Source organism: Sphingomonas sp. GM_Shp_1 (assembly GCF_026540895.1).
In the GTDB taxonomy this organism is placed as follows: domain Bacteria; phylum Pseudomonadota; class Alphaproteobacteria; order Sphingomonadales; family Sphingomonadaceae; genus Sphingomonas.
The window spans coordinates 21,720-40,358 of the sequence record NZ_JALNUR010000024.1; the positions used below are offsets into that span (position 1 = coordinate 21,720).

Sequence of the window (18,639 nt, forward strand, 5' to 3'; positions counted from 1 at the left end):
GGCCCCGGCCTTCGCCGGGGTCGTGCAATACTTTGGGGAGGCCACACGCCCCTCACCCCCGTTCAGCCTGAGCGAAGTCGAAGGCCACGGGAATCCCTCAAGGCAGCAGGAACGTGCCCTCGATCACCGTCACGCACCCGCCGCCGAGCACGACGCGGTCGCCGTCCATCCGGCACCGCAACCGCCCGCCCCGCGCGCTCGCCTGTTCGGCCACGAAGGCGTCGCACCCCAGCTTGGCCGTCCAGTATGGCGTCAACACCGCATGCGCCGAGCCCGTCACCGGGTCCTCGTCGATCGCGAAGGCGGGCACGAAGACCCGGCTGACCACATCCGCCTCGCCCGCCCCGCCCCGCGCGGTCAGGATCACGACATAGCGCCCGGCCCCGGCCAGCGCGGCGAAGTCGGGCGTGCAGGCCCGTACCGTCGCGGCATCGTCCACGACGACCACAGCGTAACCAGCAGGATGAAGCAGCGTCTCGACCACGCCCTCGACGCCCAACGCATCGACAACCCCCGGCAACGCCTCGGCCACCGGCGTCCGCTCGGGCAGCGACAGGCTGTACCCCAGCCCGTCCCGCGCGACCTCCAGCACCCCCGCATGACGCGTCGCGAAGCGTACCCATTGCCGCGTCGTATCCGACGACAGCACGACATGCCCGCTCGCCAGCGTGGCATGGCCGCACATCTCCACCTCGTCGCCCGGCGTGAACCAGCGCAACTCGAAATCCGCCTCGCCCCCGTCGCTCGCGACCAGGAAGGCCGTCTCCGACAGGTTGTTCTCCCGCGCGATCGCCAGCAGGGTCGCATCGTCCGGCCAGGACGACAGCATCATCACCGCCGCGGGATTCCCCCCGAACGCCGCCTCTGCAAAGGCGTCGACCTGGGTGAAGGGGATGCGCATCAGTAAACGCGCTTGCCGAACCAGTGCGGGGTCACGTCCGCCTCGACCAGCGGATTGTCGGTGTCGACATGGCCCTCGGGATCGAGATGGATCAGCACCTCGACCTTGGGAAAAGCGCGGCGCAGCGCACCCTCCACCCCCTCGACGATGTCATGCGCGGCGGCGACGGTGAGTTCGCGCTCCACCTCCATATGGAATTGCGCGAAGTCGTGGCTGCCCGAGCGGCGGGTGCGGAAGTCGTGAATGCCCTTCAACCCCGGCTGGCGCGCAGCGACGTCGAGGAAGGCGGCGCGCTGGTCGTCGGGCCATTCCTTGTCCATCAACTGGTCGATCGCGGTCGAGGACGCTTGGAACGCCCCCCAAGCGAGCCACAAGGCGATGGCGATGCCAAATACCGGGTCCGCGCCGTGCCAGCCGAAATACTGGTCCAGCACCATCGCGACGATCACGGATCCGTTGAGCAGCACGTCCGACTGGTAATGGACATTGTCGGCCAGGATCGCGACCGAGCCCGTCCGCCGGATCACGCTGCGCTGATAGGCGAGCAGGACCATGGTGGCGAGGATCGCGATCACCGACACGCCGATGCCGAACTCGGCGTCGCTGGTGGGATTGTCCGCGCCCAGCGCCATGACCGCGCGCCAGGCGATGCCCGCCGCCGAGGCGGTAATCAGCGCCACCTGGAACAAGGCCGCCAGCGCCTCCGCCTTGCCATGGCCGAACCGGTGGTCATGATCCGCCGGAGTCGCCGCCAGTCGGACGCCATAGAGCGTCACCAGGCTGGCGAGCAGGTCGAGCGCGGTGTCGGCCAGCGAACCCAGCATCGCGACCGAGCCCGTCCGCCACGCGGCGAAGCCCTTCAGCGCCAGTAGGAACAGCGCCATCGCGACGCTGGCCAGCGCCGCGCGGGTCGCCAGCGGGATCACCTTCTTGCGTTCGTCCTGGGTCACGGGAACAACAGTCCTTCGTCCCAGCCGGTTTCGCTGGTTCGGGTGAAGACGCGGCGCTCATGCAGCCGATGCTCGCGATCGAGCCAGAACTCGATGGCTTGCGGCGTCACGCGGTATCCGCCCCAATGCGGCGGGCGCGGCACGTCGCCGCCCTCGAACCGGGCGCGCATTGCCTCGAACCGCGCCTCGAACGTCTCGCGGGCGTCAAGGGGGCGCGATTGCTCGGAGGCCCAGGCGCCTAACTGCGAGTCCCGGCTCCGGCTGGCGAAATAGGCGTCCGACTCGGCGTCCGAGACCCGGGACACCGGCCCCTCGATCCGAATCTGGCGGCGCAGCGACTTCCAGTGGAACAGCAGCGCGGCCTTGCTCCCCTCGCCCAGATCCTGCGCCTTGCGGCTTTCGCGGTTGGTGTAGAACACGAATCCACGTTCATCATGGCCCTTCAGCAGAACCATCCGCACGGAGGGCTGGCCGGTCGCATCGACCGTCGCCAGCGCCATCGCGTTGGAATCGTTGAGTTCGCTGTCGCGCGCTTCGGCGAACCAGAGATCGAACAGGGCAAAGGGATCGTCGGCCATGCGCGCGTCCATACGCCCCTGCCGATCGAAAACCAATGTTGCGAACGGAAACGCTGGATCGCGCATCCGCCGTGACGGGCAACGGTGATTTCGCGATCTATATCCAGCGTCCTGGCAATCATCTGTTGCAACCTTGCGCCGATGCGGCGATTTTCCGCCCCCAATGGACCCCTCCGAGGACAGCCCCGCGCAGGCCGCCGCCTGGATCGCCGCCTATCGCGCCGCCGCCGGACGGGCGGACGTGCTGGCCGGGTCGAACGATCCCGCCTGGACCGCGATGCTGGAGGAACTGGCCGCCGTCGCCAGCAACCTGGCCCATGCGCGCGAACGGGTGCAGCGGCACGCGGCGGATATCGGCACCGGCTTTCGCATCATCGGCGAGACCGACGAACGGCCCTGGCCCGTCTCCCCCGTCCCCCTGCTGATCGACACGCGCGAATGGGCGGGTATCGAGGCGGGGGTGAAGCAGCGCGCCACCCTGCTGGAGACGATCCTGGCCGATCTGTACGGCCCCGGCGATCTGGTCCGTCAGGGCCATATCCCCGCCGCACTGGCGACCGGCAGCCCCTATTTCCTGCGACCCATGGTCGGGGTGACGTCGCCGGGCGGCCATCATCTGAGCTTCGTCGCCTTCGACCTGGCGCGCGGGCCCGATGGCGAGTGGCGGGTCCTGGCCGACCACCTCCGCAATCCGGCGGGGGCGGGCTATGCGCTGGAGAACCGGCTGGCGGTCAGCCGGACGCTGGGCGGGTTGCAGAGCCGGTTGAACGTGCAGCGGCACGCGCCCTTCTTCGCCGCCTTTCGCGCCGGGCTCGCCGCGCAATGCCGCCGCGCCGATCCGCGCATCGGGCTGCTGACGCCCGGTCGCTTCAACCCAAGCTATCCCGAACAGGCGCATCTGGCGCGCTATCTGGGCCTGTTGCTGGTCGAGGGCGCGGACCTCGCCGCGATCGAGGGACAGGTCTATGTCCGCACCGTCGCCGGGCTGAAGCGGATCGACGCGCTGTGGCGGCGGCTCGATCCCCGGATGCTCGACCCGCTGGCCTTCGACAGCCATTCGCAGATCGGGGTGCCCGGCCTGATCGACGCCTATGTCGAGGCACAGGTGGTGATCGCCAATGCGCCGGGGGCGGGCGTGCTCGAAAGCCCGGCCTTCTCCGCCTTCCTGCCGGCGCTCGCCGGGCAGATACTGGGCGAACCGCTGACGCTTCCCACCATCGCGACCTGGTGGTGCGGCGGACCGGTTCAAGCGGCGCATGTCGCCGAACATCTCGACCAGATGCTGATCGCCCCCGCCTTCGGCCCCCGGCCATTGGGCCTGCCCGATGGTGCACGCACGGGGGCGAGCCTGTCCACCGAGGGGCGTGCCGCCCTGATCGCCGACATGGCCAAGCGGCCGCAGGATTATGTCGGGCAGGAGATGGTCCGCCTGTCCACCATGCCCGTCGTCATCGACGACCGGCTGGAGCCGCGCCCCTTCACCTTGCGCGTCTTCGCGGCGCGCGATGGCGAGGGGAACTGGACCGTCCTGCCCGGTGGTTTCGGGCGGATCGGCGACCATCCGGAGGCGACCGCCGCGATGATCGGCGAAGGGCTGTGGTCCGCCGATGTCTGCATCCATGGGCCGGAGCCGGTCGCGCCGATGTCGCTGCTCGCCGCGCCCGATTCGCTGCACGTCCGGCGCAATCCGGGCACGCTGCCCAGCCGGGTCGCGGACAATTTCTATTGGCTGGGCCGCTATCTGGAGCGGGGTGAGGCGCTGCTGGCGGCGATCCGGGTGATGCTGGGCAATTCTATCGACGTCGATGGCGGCGCGGCGCTCGATCCGCGGACGGTCGGACGGCTGGTCGGCCTGATCACCGGGGCGGGGGCCGCGCCGCATCCCGACAGCCTGCACCGCGCCGCGCTGACCCAGTTCGCACGCACCGCCATGGAGGATGAGGGCTGGCACTCGGTCGCGCGGATCAACCGCCTGGCGCGGGGGATCAGCGAGGGCTCACGCGACCGCCTGTCCGCAGACATGGTCCGGCTACTGGAGGCGCCCTTCCCCAGCCATGTCGGGATGCTCGACCGGGCGGGCTCGCTGCAACGCCGCTATGCCGCCATCGCCGGGCTGTCCGCCGAGCATATGGTGCGGACCGCCGCCTGGCGCTTTCACGATCTGGGCCGCCGGGTGGAGCGCGCCACCGCGCTGGCCCGTGCGACCCGGCTGTTCGGCATGGCGGGGGCGTCGGCGGACGACCTGTCCACGCTGCTCGACCTCGCCAACAGCCAGATCAGCTATCGCCAGCGTTATCCGACCGGCCTGGCACGGGTCGCGGTGGTCGATCTGGTCGCGCTCGACCCCAACAACCCGCGCGCGCTCGCCTATCAGACAGCGCGCATCGCCGACTGCCTGTCGCGCCTGCCCGTCCTGTCCGACGACGACATGGCTGAGCCGCAACAGGCGCAGGCGATCGCGATCCGCGCCGCCGTCGAGACGCAGGACGCCCGCACCCTGGACGCCGACATGCTGGGCGATGTCGAGCGGCGGCTGGGCCTGCTGTCCGAAGCGATCGCGCGGCGCTATTTCCTGCAGGGTGCCGAACCTTTGCGCGCGGGGGGACTTACCCTGGCATGATCTACGACATCCGCCACATCACCCGCTTCGATTATGGCGCGCAGGTCAAATATGCGCGGTGCAATCTGCGGTTGAAGCCGATCGACTGGCCGGGCCAGACGCTGGAAAGCTATGACCTGATCGTCGAGCCGGTCGGACGCACCCGCTCCGCCCATGCCGAGGCCGGGCTGGCGCATGTCACCCGCTTGGTGGTGGATCGCCCGGTGCGCAGCCTAACCATCGAGAGCCGCGCGCGGATGCTGGTCGATCGCCCGGTGCCCATGCCCTCCCCCGACGATCCGACCCTGGCGGAGATATCGGCGCTGGCCCGGTCCAGCCCCGACCTGTCGGCGGCGGGCCCGGCCAATTACATCTTCCCCTCGCCGCTGATCCCGCTCGATCCCGCCATCGCCGAGTGGTGCGCCGCCGACCTCTCGCCGGGGCGCGGCGCGCTGGAGGCGGGATTCGCGCTGGCGGGTCGTATCCAGCGCGAATTCGCCTTCGACCCCGCCGCGACTCTCGTCGACACGCCCCCGGCGGACGCCTTTCGCCAGCGGCGCGGCGTGTGCCAGGACTTCGCCCAGATCATGATCACGGGCTTGCGCGCGGCGGGTATCCCGGCGGCCTATGCCTCGGGCTATATCCGCACCCTGCCGCCGCCGGGCGAGGCGCGACTGGTCGGCGCGGACGCGACCCATGCCTGGGTGCTGATCTGGTGTGGGCCGATCCGTGGCTGGGTGGGAGTCGATCCGACCAACGGCATCTGGATGGCGGGCGACCATATCATCGTGGCGGTGGGCCGCGACTATGCGGAAATCGCGCCCGTCGACGGCGTAGTGCTGGGCTCGGGCGCGCAGAAGATGGACGTCAGCGTCGACGTCGCACCGGTGGAGGAATTGGTGGCGGGGTAGCGCGTTCGGTTACGCGATCCCCCGCTCAGCCCGCGATCCTGCCTCCGTCTGCGCAGGGTGAGGTCGAAGTGCTCGTCCGCTGCCTTGCCGCGGGCATCGTCCCATGGCCTTCGACTTCGCTCAGGCTGAACGGGGGTTGAGGCTATTGTCGCGAGAACCCTGCGCCAAGGGATGAACTCCCCCTACTCCGCCCGCAATCCCACCGCCGTTCGCACTGAGCGAAGTCGAAGTGCACGCCCATTGCCTTGCCGCGAGCGCTTCCCATGGCCTTCGACTTCGCTCAGGCTGAACGGAGATCGGGCCAGTCCTACCCCTCCTCCGTCACCGCATTCGGATTGTCCTTGTCCGGGTCCGGGTGTCCGCCCTTGCCGTGATAGGCCGCGCCGCTCTGGCCGCCGTGGAAGTCGCCTTCGCGCTCCGGCACGCCTTCGTAACCGCCGCCCTGGCTTTCGCCGCCATGTTTGCCGGGCGCATCCGAGACGCCGTCGGGCGCGCCCTTCTTGCCGTCGTTTCCTGTCGCCTGCATCGGCTGGGTCATGATCCGTCTCCTTCGTCCTGCTGCAACGCATGGGCAACGCATGGGCAACGCATTGCGCTCCGGCGCGGACTGCCCCACATAGATCGGTAATACACTGTCAACGGGGACAAGAGTGGCCGATCCATATCAGACGCTGGGCGTAAGCCGAACGGCCAGCGAAGCCGATATCAAGAAAGCCTATCGCAAGCTGGCGAAGGAACTGCATCCCGACCGCAACAAGGACAATCCCAAGGCGGCGGAGAAGTTCAGCCAGGTGACCAACGCCTATGACCTGCTGAACGACAAGGACAAGCGCGCCCGGTTCGACCGGGGCGAGATCGACGGCGACGGCAATCCGACCTCGCCCTTCGGCTATGGCGGCGGCGCGGCGGGCGGCTTTGGCGGGGGCGCCCGTCCGGGGCCGGGCGGCGGCGGCTTTCGCCAGCAATTCGATTTCGGCGGCGAAGGCGCCGACATGTCCGATATATTCGAGGGCATGTTCGGCGGCGCGGGGCGTGGCGGGTTCAGCGGCGGTTTCGGCGGTTTCGGCGGCGGACGCCGTGGTACCGCGCCCAAGGGCAACAACATCGCCTATGCGCTGAAGGTCCCCTTCATCGACGCCGCGACGCTCAGCCCGCAGCGGGTGACGCTGGGCGACGGCAAGACCATCGACCTGAAGCTGCCCGCCGGTGTCGAGACCGGCACCCAGATGCGGCTGGCAGGCAAGGGCGAGCCCGGTCCCGGCGGCGCGGGCGACGCGATCGTCACGATCGAGGTCAGTTCGCATCCCTTCTTTACCCGCGACGGCGACGATGTCCGCCTGGACCTGCCCCTCTCGCTGACCGAAGCGGTGCTGGGCGGGCAGGTAAAGGCTCCCACCGTCGAGCGTCCCGTCATGCTGACGGTGCCCAAGGGCACCACCTCCGGCAAGACGCTGCGCCTGAAGGGCAAGGGCTTTCACAAGAAGAACGGCGGGCGCGGCGATCAGCTGATCACGCTGGTCATCGACATTCCGGCGGATGATGCAGAGCTGCAACGCTTCGCCACCGAATGGAAGGACGGCAGGAACCCGAGGGCCGCCATGGGCGTCTGAAGGTTCCATGAGCGATGCGAATGGCCTGACCCCCGAAGAACGTGCACATCATCAGGGCAAGGCCCGCCAGCGGCTGGACCGGCAGATCGCCAAGGTCCGGCCGGGCTCCTATGCCTTTGAGGTGCTGAAACGGACCAGCCTGGGCGTGTTCAACGACGGGTTCATCCATGCCGGGAATCTCGCCTATCTGGCGTTGATGACGCTGTTTCCCTTCTTCATCACCACCGCCGCGCTGCTCTCGCTGTTCGGGCAGAGCAACGAGACGCAGCATGCGGTGGAGAGCTTCCTCCACGTCCTGCCCCCCGATGTCAGCGACCTGTTGCGCAAGCCGATCGCCGATGTGCTGGCGGCGCGGACCGGATCGCTGCTGTGGCTGGGCGGGCTGGTCGGGCTGTGGACGGTGGGCGGATTCATCGAGACGATCCGCGACATCTTCCACCGCGCCTACGGGGTGAAGGCGACGGCGGCCTTCTGGCGATCGCGTCTGTCCTCGACGCTGGTCATCGTCGCCTCGGTGGTGATCGCGCTGCTGTCCTTCCTGGTCGCGGGTATCCTGACCGCCGCCGAGCAGTTCATTTATCGCCTCGTTCCCTTCGCGCAGGACATTGCGGGCTGGGTCGGCCTGTCGCGCTTCATTCCCGGCGCGGTGATGTTCGGCGCGCTCTACATGCTCTTCTATTCGGTGACGCCGGGCAAATATCGCGAGAGCGATTGCCCCAAATGGCCCGGCGCGTTGTTCACCGCCGCCTGGTGGGTCAGCATGACCGCGCTGCTGCCCATCGTCCTGTCGCAACTGGGCGGATACGACCTGACCTATGGCAGCCTGGCGGGCGTCGTCGTGATGCTGCTGTTCTTCTATCTGATCGGCCTTGGCCTCGTTTTCGGTGCGCATTTGAACGCGGCACTGGCGGAACCACCGGAAACGGCGCTAGAGAGGGGGATTGAAGACAGTGAACCGGCAGGAGCGGTAACGGCGTGAACGGATTGATGGCAGGCAAGCGGGGGCTCATCATGGGCCTGGCCAATGACAAATCGCTGGCCTGGGGCATCGCCAAGCAGCTTTCGGAGGCGGGCGCGGAGCTCGCCTTTTCGTATCAGGGTGCAGCGATGGAGAAGCGGGTCCGCCCGCTGGCCGAACAGCTGGGCGTGGCGCGCCTATTCGACTGCGACGTGTCGGAAATGGAGTCGCTCGACGCGCTGTTCGAGGGGCTGAAGGCCGAGTGGCCGACGATTGACTTCGTCGTCCATGCCATCGGTTTTTCGGACAAGTCGCAGCTTCGCGGTCGTTACTACGACACCACGCTCGACAATTTCCTGATGACCATGAACATCTCGGCCTATTCGCTGGTCGCCGTCGCCCAGCGCGCGCGCCGGATGATGCCCGAGGGCGGCTCGATCCTGACGCTCACCTATTATGGCGCGGAAAAGGTCATCCCGCATTACAACGTCATGGGCGTGGCCAAGGCGGCGCTGGAAACCAGCGTGAAGTATCTCGCGGTCGACCTGGGCCCGGAGAATATCCGCATCAACGCCATTTCGGCGGGCCCGATCCAAACGCTGGCGGCGCGCGGCATCGGCGACTTCAACTATATCCTGAAGTGGAACGAGTTGAACTCGCCGCTCCGTCGCACCGTGACGATCGAGGATGTCGGCGGCGCAGGGCTCTACATGCTGTCCGACCTGGCGTCGGGCGTGACGGGTGAGATCCACCATGTCGACGCGGGGTATAATGTCATCGGCATGAAGGCCGAGGACGCACCGGACATCGCGCTGGCCTGATCTCAATCCTCCCCAAGCTATGTTTGGGGAGGGGAACCATGCGAAGCATGGTGGAGGGGCATGGACGATGGCGAGGACAGCCCGCCATCGCGAACGCCGATACCCCTCCGTCAGGGCTTCGCCCTGCCACCTCCCCTTGCAGGGGAGGAATAGGGTCCGCCAACATTATCTATCGCGCCTTGCGCCCCGGCGCGGCTAAAGACGAAACCATGTCCGACCAGCCTTCCGCCGCCATCACCATCCGCCCCGCGCGAGGCGAGGATGTCGCCGCGCTCGACGCGCTGCTCGTCGCCAGCTTCCCCGCCCCCGCCGAAGCCGCGCTTGTCCGCGACCTGTGCGTCGAGGGCGACATGGTGCTGATGCTGGTCGCGATCGACGAGGCGACCGACACGCTGATCGGCGCGATCGCCTTCAGCCGTATGGCCGTCGACATCGCGGGCAAGCCGATCAATTCGGTCGCCCTCGCCCCCATCGCGGTCGCGCGCGAGTGGCGCCGACAGGGCGTCGGCGAGGCGCTCGTCGCCGCCGGACTCGAACGGCTGGAGCAGGAGGGCGTCGTCCTCTGCTTCGCGCTGGGCGATCCGGCTTTCTACGGCCGGTTCGGTTTCGCCGCCGATGTGGCGAGCGGCTTCGACAGCCCCTATGCGGGCGAATATTTCCTCGCCGCCCCGCTTCAGGGTGGCTTGATCCCCTGCGGCGTGCGCGGGGCCGCCACACATGCGCCGGCCTTTGCCCGGCTGGGAGACGCAGCGTGAGCTTCAACAGTTTCGGCCGCCTGTTCCGCTTCACCACCTGGGGCGAGAGCCATGGGCCCGCGCTGGGCGCGGTGGTCGACGGGTGCCCGCCGGGCATCGCGCTGTCGGAGGAAGACATCCAGCCCTGGCTCGACAAGCGTCGTCCTGGCACCAGCCGCTTCACCACCCAGCGGCGCGAGCCCGACCAGGTCCGCATCCTGTCCGGCGTGTTCGAGGGGAAAACCACCGGCACCCCGATCAGCCTGATGATCGAAAATGTCGACCAGCGGTCGAAAGACTACGGCAACGTCGCGCTCGCCTATCGCCCCGGCCATGCCGACTACGCCTATGACGCGAAATACGGCTTTCGCGACTATCGCGGCGGCGGCCGCTCCTCGGCGCGCGAGACGGCGGCGCGGGTCGCGGCGGGCGCAGTGGCGCGGGCGGTGATCCCGCAGGTCCGCATCCGCGCCTGGGTCGAGGCGATCGGCGGCGACCGGATCGACTATGAGGCGTTCGACGACGCGCAGATCGACGCCAATCCGTTCTTCTGCCCCGATGCCGCCGCCGCCGAGCGCTGGGAAGCGATCGTCGACGGCGCGCGCAAGTCGGGCTCCTCGGTCGGCGCCATCGTCGCCTGCGAAGCGACCGGGGTGCCCGCCGGTTGGGGCGCGCCGCTCTATGCCAAGCTCGACAGCGAACTTGCCTCCGCCTGTATGAGCATCAACGCGGTCAAGGGGTTCGAGATCGGCGACGGATTCGCCGCCGCCGCGCTGACCGGCGAGCAGAATGCCGATCCGATGCGCAGCGGCAATGGAGCCCCGCGCTTCCTGGCCAATCATGCGGGCGGCATCGCGGGCGGCATCGCCACGGGTCAGCCGGTGACGATGCGAGTTGCGTTCAAACCGACCAGTTCGATCCTGACGCCCGTCGACACCATCACCCGAACAGGCGAAGAAACGCAGATCGCCACCAAGGGGCGTCACGACCCATGCGTCGGTATTCGCGGGGTTCCGGTGGTCGAAGCCATGGTCGCGCTGGTTTTAGCCGATCAGGCGTTGCTTCATCGCGGTCAATGTGGTTAACTGAAGGAACGGACGTTCTCCTGCCTCGTTAACTAACACGAGATAAAAAGCAGGAGAGAATCAATGCGTTACATGCATGTAATCGCCGCCGGTGCCCTTTTGATCCCCGCCGCTGCCTTTGCGCAGGTGTCGGGCGGCGCGACCGGAACCATGTCCGGCCAGACAACCATGCCGGGTCAGACGATGCCGGGGCAGACGCCCGGTCAGACCATGGGCCAGACCGGTGACAGCATGACCACGACGCCGAGCACCACCACCCGCTCGACGACGCGCAGTAAGAGCCGGACGCGCACCACCACGCCGGACAGCACGGTCAACACGCCCTCGACCATGCCCGATGCGACCGGGTCGTCCACCACGACCGGCAGCGGCTCGGTGAGCGGCAGCACGATGGGCGGCGATACGACCACCAGTGGTCAGGTCGGCACCGGCACGACCGGCGGCACCACCACTCCGCCGGGCAGCAGCGGCGGCATGTAACCCCTTTCGGGTTCGTCACTACGGGAAAGGCCCGGTCGCGAAAGCGACCGGGCCTTTTATTTGGATTCAGAGCGTGGCCTTCGACTTCGCTCAGGCGGAACGGAGGTTGGTACTGAACCCCGTTCAGCCTGAGCGAAGTCGAAGGCCAGGGAAACCCTCAAACAAAAAGGCCCCGACGCATCGCCGGGGCCTTTCCAATCAATCCGCAAACGGATCGCGAACCAGGATCGTGTCCTCGCGCTCCGGGCTGGTCGACACCAGCGCCACCGGGCAGCGGATCAGCTCCTCGATCCGCCGGATATATTTGATCGCCTGCGCCGGAAGATCAGCCCAGCTCCGCGCGCCAGCGGTCGATTCCTGCCAGCCTTCCATCGTCTCATAGACGGGCACGACCCTGGCCTGGTCTGCCGCATGGGTCGGGTAATAATCCAGCGTCTGGTCGCCCAGCTTATAGCCGACGCAGATCTTCACTTCATCAAACCCGTCGAGCACATCGATCTTGGTCAGCGCGATGCCCGTGATGCCGCCGACCGCCGCCGACTGGCGCACCAGCACCGAGTCGAACCAGCCGCAGCGCCGCTTGCGGCCCGTGACGGTGCCGAACTCATGGCCACGCTCGCCCAGCCGCTGGCCGGTCTCGTCCTCCAGCTCGGTCGGGAACGGGCCCGAACCGACGCGGGTGGTATAGGCCTTGGCGATGCCCAGCACGAAGCCGACGCCCGACGGCCCCAGGCCCGAGCCGCCCGCCGCCGCACCCGCGATGGTGTTGGACGAGGTGACGAAGGGATAGGTGCCATGGTCGATGTCGAGGAGCACGCCCTGCGCGCCTTCGAACAGGATGCGCTTGCCGCCCGCGCGCGCCTCGTTGAGGTCGCGCCACACCGGCTTGGCGAAGGGCAGGACGAAGGCCGCGATCTCGCGCAGATCGGCCAGCAGCCTCTCGCGGTCGATCGGGGGCTCACCGAACCCGGCACGCAGCGCATCGTGATGCGCGCAAAGCCGGTCGAGCTGCGGCCCCAGATCGTCGAGATGCGCCAGGTCGCACACGCGGATCGCGCGGCGGCCGACCTTGTCCTCATAGGCCGGGCCGATACCGCGCCGAGTCGTGCCGATCTTGCCCGCCCCGCTCGCATCCTCGCGCAATCCGTCCAGGTCGCGGTGAATGGGAAGAATCAGCGGGCAGTTGTCGGCGATGCGAAGCGTCTCCGGCGAGGCATGGACGCCCTGCTCGCCCAGCCGCTCGATCTCGGCCTTCAGCGCCCAGGGATCGAGGACGACGCCATTGCCGATGACGCTGGGCGTGCCGCGCACGATGCCCGAGGGCAGGAGCGACAGCTTGTAGACATTCTCGCCGACGACCAGTGTATGGCCCGCATTATGGCCGCCCTGGAAGCGCACGACCATGTCGGCGCGCTCGGCCAGCCAGTCGACGATCTTGCCCTTGCCTTCGTCGCCCCATTGCGCGCCGATGACTGCTACATTTGCCATGGATGCTATGCTCCGCCTGCCGGACGGACCCCATGCGCCCTTCGACAGGACTCGGCGCGAGGGGGTTTCCAAAGATGTGCGGGGCGCGCCTAGCGGGCTGCGGCCCCGTATGTCAACCGGCGATCAGGCGCGGCTCGCCCTTGTCGAGGATATGGGTGCACAGCTGCGCCTCGGGCGTGTCGCCCTCCTCCAGCGCCTGCACCGTCACCCAGCCCTGCGCGCGAAGCCCCGCGCCCGTTGCAGGATCGGTGCCGAAGGGCAGGAACAGCCGCCGCCGCTCGGTCGGGGGCGCGGTGGCGACGATCGCGTCGGCATAGAGCGAGAAGCCGGTCGCCTTCTCCTCGGTGCCGTCCTCGTGGAAGATGGTGTAGGTGCCGCCGCGCCCGACTTCACGCGGGGGCCCGGCGACGAACAGCGAAAAGCCCAGCCAGCTCTGGAACTCGAAACCGTGGCGTTCGGTCGGGTCGAGCGTCATCGACACCCCCTCCCCCAGCGCGGCGGCGATCGCCTCCAGCGCGTCGAGTCGGCTGGCGAGCACACCCTGGCGGTCGAACGCGCGCAGCCGCTCCATGGCCGTGGCGAACGGCCCCGCCGCCTCGACCAGCGGGAGGTAATCCGGCGCTATTGCGGCGACCCCGCCCGCATCCTTGGCATCCAGCCGGTCGCGCAAGGCCGCCACCTGATCGGCGGCGACCGGCAAGGGCCCTGCTGCGAGCAGGTCGACCAAATCGGGCAACGTGAAGTCGATGGAAATGCCCGTCGTCCCCGCCGCGACCAGCGCCTCGACCGCGACCCGCACCACCTCGGTCGCCGCCGCCGTGGAGTCGAGCCCGATCAATTCCGCCCCGATCTGCCGCCATTCCCGCGCGGGTGCCAGTTCCGAGCCGCGCAGGCGGACGACGGTGCCCGCATAGGACAGGCGGACGGGGCGTGGGTGATGGCCCATACGCGTCGCCGCGATCCGCGCCACCTGTGCGGTCAGGTCCGGCCGGATGGCGAGCGTCCGCTGCGACACCGGATCGACGAAGCGCACTGCATCGTGCAGGCCGCCCGCCTTCAACCGCGAACCCAGCGCCTCGGCAAACTCGATCGAGGGCGGATCGGCGCGCTCATAGCCATGCAGCCGCGCCGCCTCCAGCACCCGCGCCTCGACCGACGCGGCGGCATCGGCATAGGGGGGAAGACGGTCGTGATAGCCTTCGGGAAGGAGCGCGGTCATCGGGCCAGCCTGTTCATCAACGTGTCTGCAACGCCGTCAGGATTCTTCATGACGTCCGCATTGGGAAAGCGGATCACCGCATAGCCTTGGCTCTGCAACCAGGCGGTGCGGTGGGCGTCGCGTGATTGGTCGCTATGCGTATCGCCGTCAACCTCTATGACCAAGCGGTGAGAACGCGCGGCGAAGTCGGCGATATAGGGGCCGATGGGGACTTGGCGGGAGAATTTGATGCCGTGGAAGCGCCGGTCGCGGAGGATGAGCCACAGACGCTTTTCGGGTTCCGTCATCTCCCGCCGCATGGCGCGGGCACGGTCGCGGAGGACCGGATCGGTCTTCATGGAATGGCTCCCCCATAACTCGGAAGAGCGTACCACTCCCTCTCCCCACTGGGGAGAGGGCCGGGGTGAGGGGTTGGGGCTTGGCAACTCACTAACAGAGTCCCCCGTGGCCGCCCCTCACCCAACCCTCTCCCCGGAGGGGAGAGGGCTTTTGGGATTTAAAACACCAGACCCATCGCGGTCTTCACGCCCGGCAGGGCCTTCACCTTGCCCAGCAGTTCCGCATCCACCGCCTCGTCGACCGAGAGCAGCAGCACCGCCTCGCCGCCCGCCGAGCGGCGGCCGAGGTGGAAGGTGCCGATATTGACGCCCGCCTCGCCCAGCGTGGTGCCCAGGCGCCCAATGAAACCCGGCGCGTCCTCGTTGACGACATAGAGCATCGGCCCGGCCAGGTCGGCCTCGACCTTGATGCCGAACAGTTCGACCAGACGCGGGGCCTGGTCGCCGAACAGCGTGCCCGCGACCGAACGCTCGCCGTCCGCCGTCGTCACCGTGACACGCACCAGCGTGTGGTAATCGCCCTCGCGGTCATGGCGCACTTCGCGCACGTCCAGACCGCGCTCCTTGGCAAGGAACGGCGCATTGACCATGTTCACCGTGTCCGAATGGACGCGCATGAAGCCCGCTAGCACCGCGCCCGTGATCGGCTTCAGGTTGAGCGCGGCGGCGGCACCCTCCGCCTCGATGGCGATGCCCGTCACCGCGCCATGCGCCAACTGGCCGACCAGCGAGCCCAGCTTTTCCGCGAGCGCCATGTAGGGCTTGAGCTTGGGCGCTTCCTCGGCGGTCAGGCTGGGCATGTTGAGCGCATTGGTGACGCCGCCCGAGACCAGGAAATCGGCAAGCTGCTCGGCAACCTGGATCGCGACATTGACCTGCGCTTCGGTGGTCGACGCGCCCAGATGCGGGGTCGAGATGAAGTTGGGCGTCCCGAACAGCGGGCTTTCCTTGGCCGGTTCGACCTTGAACACGTCGAGCGCCGCACCGCCGATATGGCCCGAATCCAGGCCCGCCTTCAGCGCGTCCTCGTCGATCAGGCCGCCACGCGCGCAGTTGATGATGCGCACGCCCTTCTTGGTCTTGGCCAGATTCTCGGCCGACAGGATGTTGCGGGTCTGGTCGGTCAACGGGGTGTGCAGGGTGATGAAGTCGGCGCGGGCCAGCAGCTCGTCCAGCGTCACCTTCTCCACGCCCATTTCCAGCGCGCGCTCCGGCGTCAGGAAGGGATCGAAGGCGACGACCTTCATCTTCAGACCCAGCGCGCGGTCGGCGACGATCGAGCCGATATTGCCCGCACCGATCAGGCCCAGCGTCTTGGACGTCAGCTCGACGCCCATGAAGCGGTTCTTCTCCCACTTGCCCGCCTGGGTCGAGGCATCGGCCTCGGGCAGCTGGCGGGCGAGCGCGAACATCAGGGCGATGGCGTGTTCGGCGGTGGTGATCGAGTTGCCGAACGGCGTGTTCATCACGACGACGCCCTTGGCGCTGGCGGCGGGGATGTCGACATTGTCGACGCCGATCCCGGCGCGGCCGACGACCTTCAGGTTCGTGGCGTGCTCGAGGATCTCCTTGGTGACCTTGGTCGAGCTGCGGATCGCCAGGCCGTCATACTGGCCGATGATCGCCTTCAGCTCTTCGGGAGTCTTGCCGGTGATCTCGTCCACCTCGACCCCGCGCTCGCGGAAGATCTGGGCGGCCTTGGGGTCCATTTTGTCGCTGATAAGAACTTTGGGCATGGTTCACCTCGTCACCCCAGCGATGGCTGGGGTCTGGTGCCACGAAGGGCACGATTTGGGAGAGCGGCCCCAGCCTTCGCTGGGGCGACGTCAGAAGATCAGGCCGCCTTGGCGGTGGCGTAGGCCCAGTCGAGCCAGGGGCCGAGCGCCTCGATATCGGCGGTCTCGACCGTGGCGCCGCACCAGATGCGCAGGCCGGCTGGCGCGTCGCGATACCCCGCCACGTCATAGGCCGCGCCTTCGGCTTCGAGCAGCGAGGCCATCTTCTTGATCAGCGCCTCGTCCGCGCCCTCGACCGTCAGGCAGACGCTGGTGGTCGAGCGGATCGCCGGATCGGCGGCGAGGTGGCCGAGCCAGTCGCGCTCCTCGACGATCTTGTTCAGCGCCGCCGCATTGGCGTCCGAGCGCTTGACCAGCGCCTTCGCGCCGCCCAGCCCCTTGGCCCATTCCAGCGCGAAGATCGCGTCCTCGACGGCGAGCATCGAGGGGGTATTGATCGTCTCGCCCTTGAACACGCCCTCGGCCAGCTTGCCCTTCGACACCAGGCGGAAGACCTTGGGCAGCGGCCAGGCGGGGGTGTAGGTTTCGAGGCGTTCGACCGCGCGCGGGCCCAGGATCAGGACGCCGTGCGCGCCCTCGCCGCCCAGCACCTTCTGCCACGAGAAGGTCGCGACATCGATCTTGTCCCAGGGCAGGTCATAGGCGAACACCGCGCTGGTCGCATCGGCGAAGGACAGCCCCTCGCGGTCGTCGGCGATCCAGTCGCCGTTCGGCACACGAACGCCCGAGGTGGTGCCGTTCCAGGTGAAGAGCACGTCGTTCGACCAGTCGACCGCGTTCAGGTCCGCGATCTGGCCGTAATCGGCGCGCAGGACGGTCGGCTCGAGCTTCAGTTGCTTGACCGCATCGGTCACCCAGCCCTCGCCGAAGCTTTCCCAGGCCAGCGTGGTGACGGGACGGGCACCCAGCATGGTCCACATCGCCATCTCGAACGCGCCGGTGTCGGAGCCGGGGACGATGCCGATGCGATGGGTGTCGGGAAGCTTCAGCAGCTCACGCATCAGGTCGATGCAATATTGCAGCCGCTGCTTGCCCAGCTTCGAGCGATGCGAACGGCCGAGGCTGTCCGTCGCGAGCTTGGCCGCATCCCAACCGGGAGGCTTGGCGCAGGGACCGCTGGAAAAATAGGTACGCGCCGGTTTGGTGGCGGGCTTCGCAGGCGCAAGAGTGGCGTCGGCGGCAATCACTTCAGTCATTTAAGACTCTCCTCACAGAGAGCACGCGCGGCGTTGGGACCGCGTGGCCCGTCGACGGCCCTAGCGGTGTCGATCGATGATGACAACCACAATCGTCGCGACGCAATTATGCATCCGTGAGCGCACGCCTCAGGGAATTTCAGAGGCGCGAGCCATCCCCCTGATTGCGAGGCTATTTCCCGACCATGGCAGGCAGTTCGCTCCATCGCCGGATAGGCGGCGGAGCATGTCGCAAGCACGGCTCCGCATGACGGATCGGGGCTGACAAATGCGAAGCGGCAGCGGAAAGAAGGGCAATGGTGCGCGTTCCCTTTCCACTGATCGTCCCGATTCTCGGCATGGTCCTCCTGTCCGCCTGTGGCCGGACCGACCGGCCCAGCCAGCCCGCCTCGCGCCCCGAACCCTATCGCCCGCCGATACGCAAAACGGCGCAGTGCGAGGCCGATCTGCGGCGCGAGGGAGTCGCCTATCGCCGCCTGCCCGACAAGGAACTGGGGCCCGGCTGCGGCCTCTATGGCGCGGTGCAACTGACCGATATCGGGGTGCCCGTCACCGGCGTCACGGCGATGCGATGCGGCAATGCCCGGGCCTTTGCCGGGTGGATCAGGAACGCCGTCGCTCCTGCCGCGTGGCAGATACTGGGTTCGCCACTGGTCAAGGTCGAGGGGATGGGCAGCTATGCCTGTCGCAACATCGTCGGCACCACGCGGATGGGCGACCGGCGGTCGGGCCATGCGCTGGCCAATGCGGTCGATGTCGGCGGCTTCGTGCTGAAGGACGGGCGGCGGATCACGCTGCTGAACGACTGGCATTCGAGCGATCCGCAGGTCCGGCAATTCTGGACGACCATCCGCGCCTCGGCCTGTCGGCGCTTCGGCACGGTGCTGACCCCCGATTACAATGCCGCGCACCGCAACCACCTGCACCTGGAGGACGATAACGCGCGTTTTTGCCGGTAGCGCGGGGCCATGCGAT

At 67.9% G+C, this 18,639-nt stretch carries 18 protein-coding genes; 9 read left to right on the plus strand and 9 right to left on the minus strand.

Annotated features, from left to right (window positions below; translation table 11 throughout):
• Positions 1 to 97: 97 nt before the first annotated feature.
• From OXQ33_RS12580 to pdxH, 3 genes are read right to left on the minus strand one after another with little or no spacing between them, the layout of a single operon-like run.
• Entirely contained in the window at positions 98 to 901 is an 804-nt protein-coding gene (locus tag OXQ33_RS12580) for a PhzF family phenazine biosynthesis protein (RefSeq protein ID WP_267435041.1), read from the minus strand.
• A complete protein-coding gene (locus OXQ33_RS12585) occupies positions 901 to 1,851 on the minus strand; it encodes a cation diffusion facilitator family transporter (RefSeq protein WP_267435042.1) in 951 nt (316 codons plus the stop codon). Before OXQ33_RS12585 ends, OXQ33_RS12580 begins: the two co-directional genes overlap by 1 nt.
• Entirely contained in the window at positions 1,848 to 2,429 is a 582-nt protein-coding gene (pdxH, locus tag OXQ33_RS12590; RefSeq protein ID WP_267435043.1) for a pyridoxamine 5'-phosphate oxidase, read from the minus strand. The genes OXQ33_RS12585 and pdxH overlap by 4 nt, the downstream gene beginning before the upstream one ends.
• 163 nt (positions 2,430 to 2,592) lie before the next feature.
• On the opposite strand from pdxH, the gene OXQ33_RS12595 reads away from it, so the two are divergent.
• Both OXQ33_RS12595 and OXQ33_RS12600 read left to right on the plus strand, forming a co-directional pair.
• Positions 2,593 to 5,049: a circularly permuted type 2 ATP-grasp protein gene (locus OXQ33_RS12595; RefSeq protein WP_267435044.1), complete on the plus strand. Its 2,457-nt coding sequence runs from the start codon at positions 2,593 to 2,595 to the stop codon at positions 5,047 to 5,049.
• Positions 5,046 to 5,939, plus strand: a complete 894-nt coding sequence (locus tag OXQ33_RS12600) for a transglutaminase family protein (RefSeq protein ID WP_267435045.1) — start codon at positions 5,046 to 5,048, stop codon at positions 5,937 to 5,939. Before OXQ33_RS12595 ends, OXQ33_RS12600 begins: the two co-directional genes overlap by 4 nt.
• 307 nt (positions 5,940 to 6,246) lie before the next feature.
• Here the strand turns inward: OXQ33_RS12600 and OXQ33_RS12605 are convergent, their stop codons facing one another.
• Positions 6,247 to 6,477 (minus strand): hypothetical protein, encoded by a 231-nt coding sequence (locus OXQ33_RS12605; protein ID WP_175311729.1) that lies wholly within the window; start codon positions 6,475 to 6,477, stop codon positions 6,247 to 6,249.
• Between the two features lie 112 nt (positions 6,478 to 6,589).
• Here OXQ33_RS12605 and OXQ33_RS12610 point away from each other — a divergent pair, with 112 nt between their 5' ends.
• The 6 genes from OXQ33_RS12610 (at position 6,590) to OXQ33_RS12635 (ending at position 11,627) form a co-directional block, all read left to right on the plus strand.
• Positions 6,590 to 7,549 (plus strand): J domain-containing protein, encoded by a 960-nt coding sequence (locus OXQ33_RS12610; protein ID WP_267435046.1) that lies wholly within the window; start codon positions 6,590 to 6,592, stop codon positions 7,547 to 7,549.
• Between the two features lie 7 nt (positions 7,550 to 7,556).
• Positions 7,557 to 8,528: a YihY/virulence factor BrkB family protein gene (locus tag OXQ33_RS12615; RefSeq protein WP_267435047.1), complete on the plus strand. Its 972-nt coding sequence runs from the start codon at positions 7,557 to 7,559 to the stop codon at positions 8,526 to 8,528.
• An 8-nt stretch (positions 8,529 to 8,536) separates the two neighbouring features.
• Positions 8,537 to 9,328: an enoyl-ACP reductase FabI gene (fabI, locus tag OXQ33_RS12620; RefSeq protein ID WP_267435065.1), complete on the plus strand. Its 792-nt coding sequence runs from the start codon at positions 8,537 to 8,539 to the stop codon at positions 9,326 to 9,328.
• Between the two features lie 209 nt (positions 9,329 to 9,537).
• Complete coding sequence (locus tag OXQ33_RS12625) at positions 9,538 to 10,083, plus strand: N-acetyltransferase (RefSeq protein ID WP_267435048.1); 546 nt, start codon at positions 9,538 to 9,540, stop codon at positions 10,081 to 10,083.
• The gene (aroC, locus tag OXQ33_RS12630) at positions 10,080 to 11,147 is read left to right on the plus strand and encodes a chorismate synthase (protein WP_267435049.1); all 1,068 of its coding nucleotides are present in this window, start codon (positions 10,080 to 10,082) and stop codon (positions 11,145 to 11,147) included. The genes OXQ33_RS12625 and aroC overlap by 4 nt, the downstream gene beginning before the upstream one ends.
• Before the next feature lie 63 nt (positions 11,148 to 11,210).
• Complete coding sequence (locus tag OXQ33_RS12635; protein WP_267435050.1) at positions 11,211 to 11,627, plus strand: hypothetical protein; 417 nt, start codon at positions 11,211 to 11,213, stop codon at positions 11,625 to 11,627.
• Positions 11,628 to 11,825: 198 nt separating this feature from the next.
• Here OXQ33_RS12635 and OXQ33_RS12640 read toward each other — a convergent pair whose 3' ends face one another.
• From OXQ33_RS12640 to OXQ33_RS12660, 5 genes are all read right to left on the minus strand, one after another.
• Positions 11,826 to 13,115: an adenylosuccinate synthase gene (locus tag OXQ33_RS12640; protein WP_267435051.1), complete on the minus strand. Its 1,290-nt coding sequence runs from the start codon at positions 13,113 to 13,115 to the stop codon at positions 11,826 to 11,828.
• 112 nt (positions 13,116 to 13,227) lie between these two features.
• The gene (locus OXQ33_RS12645) at positions 13,228 to 14,334 is read right to left on the minus strand and encodes an ATP phosphoribosyltransferase regulatory subunit (protein ID WP_267435052.1); all 1,107 of its coding nucleotides are present in this window, start codon (positions 14,332 to 14,334) and stop codon (positions 13,228 to 13,230) included.
• Positions 14,331 to 14,672 (minus strand): DUF559 domain-containing protein, encoded by a 342-nt coding sequence (locus OXQ33_RS12650; protein ID WP_267435053.1) that lies wholly within the window; start codon positions 14,670 to 14,672, stop codon positions 14,331 to 14,333. The genes OXQ33_RS12645 and OXQ33_RS12650 overlap by 4 nt, the downstream gene beginning before the upstream one ends.
• 158 nt (positions 14,673 to 14,830) lie before the next feature.
• On the minus strand, positions 14,831 to 16,408 hold the full coding sequence (gene serA, locus OXQ33_RS12655) for a phosphoglycerate dehydrogenase (protein ID WP_267435054.1): 1,578 nt from the start codon (positions 16,406 to 16,408) through the stop codon (positions 14,831 to 14,833).
• A gap of 98 nt (positions 16,409 to 16,506) precedes the next feature.
• Positions 16,507 to 17,664 carry a phosphoserine transaminase gene (locus OXQ33_RS12660; protein ID WP_267435055.1) on the minus strand — a complete coding sequence of 386 codons (1,158 nt, stop codon included), beginning with the start codon at positions 17,662 to 17,664 and terminating at the stop codon, positions 16,507 to 16,509.
• Between the two features lie 296 nt (positions 17,665 to 17,960).
• On the opposite strand from OXQ33_RS12660, the gene OXQ33_RS12665 reads away from it, so the two are divergent.
• Positions 17,961 to 18,623, plus strand: coding sequence for an extensin family protein (locus tag OXQ33_RS12665; protein WP_267435056.1), 663 nt, complete (start codon positions 17,961 to 17,963; stop codon positions 18,621 to 18,623).
• Positions 18,624 to 18,639: the final 16 nt, after the last annotated feature.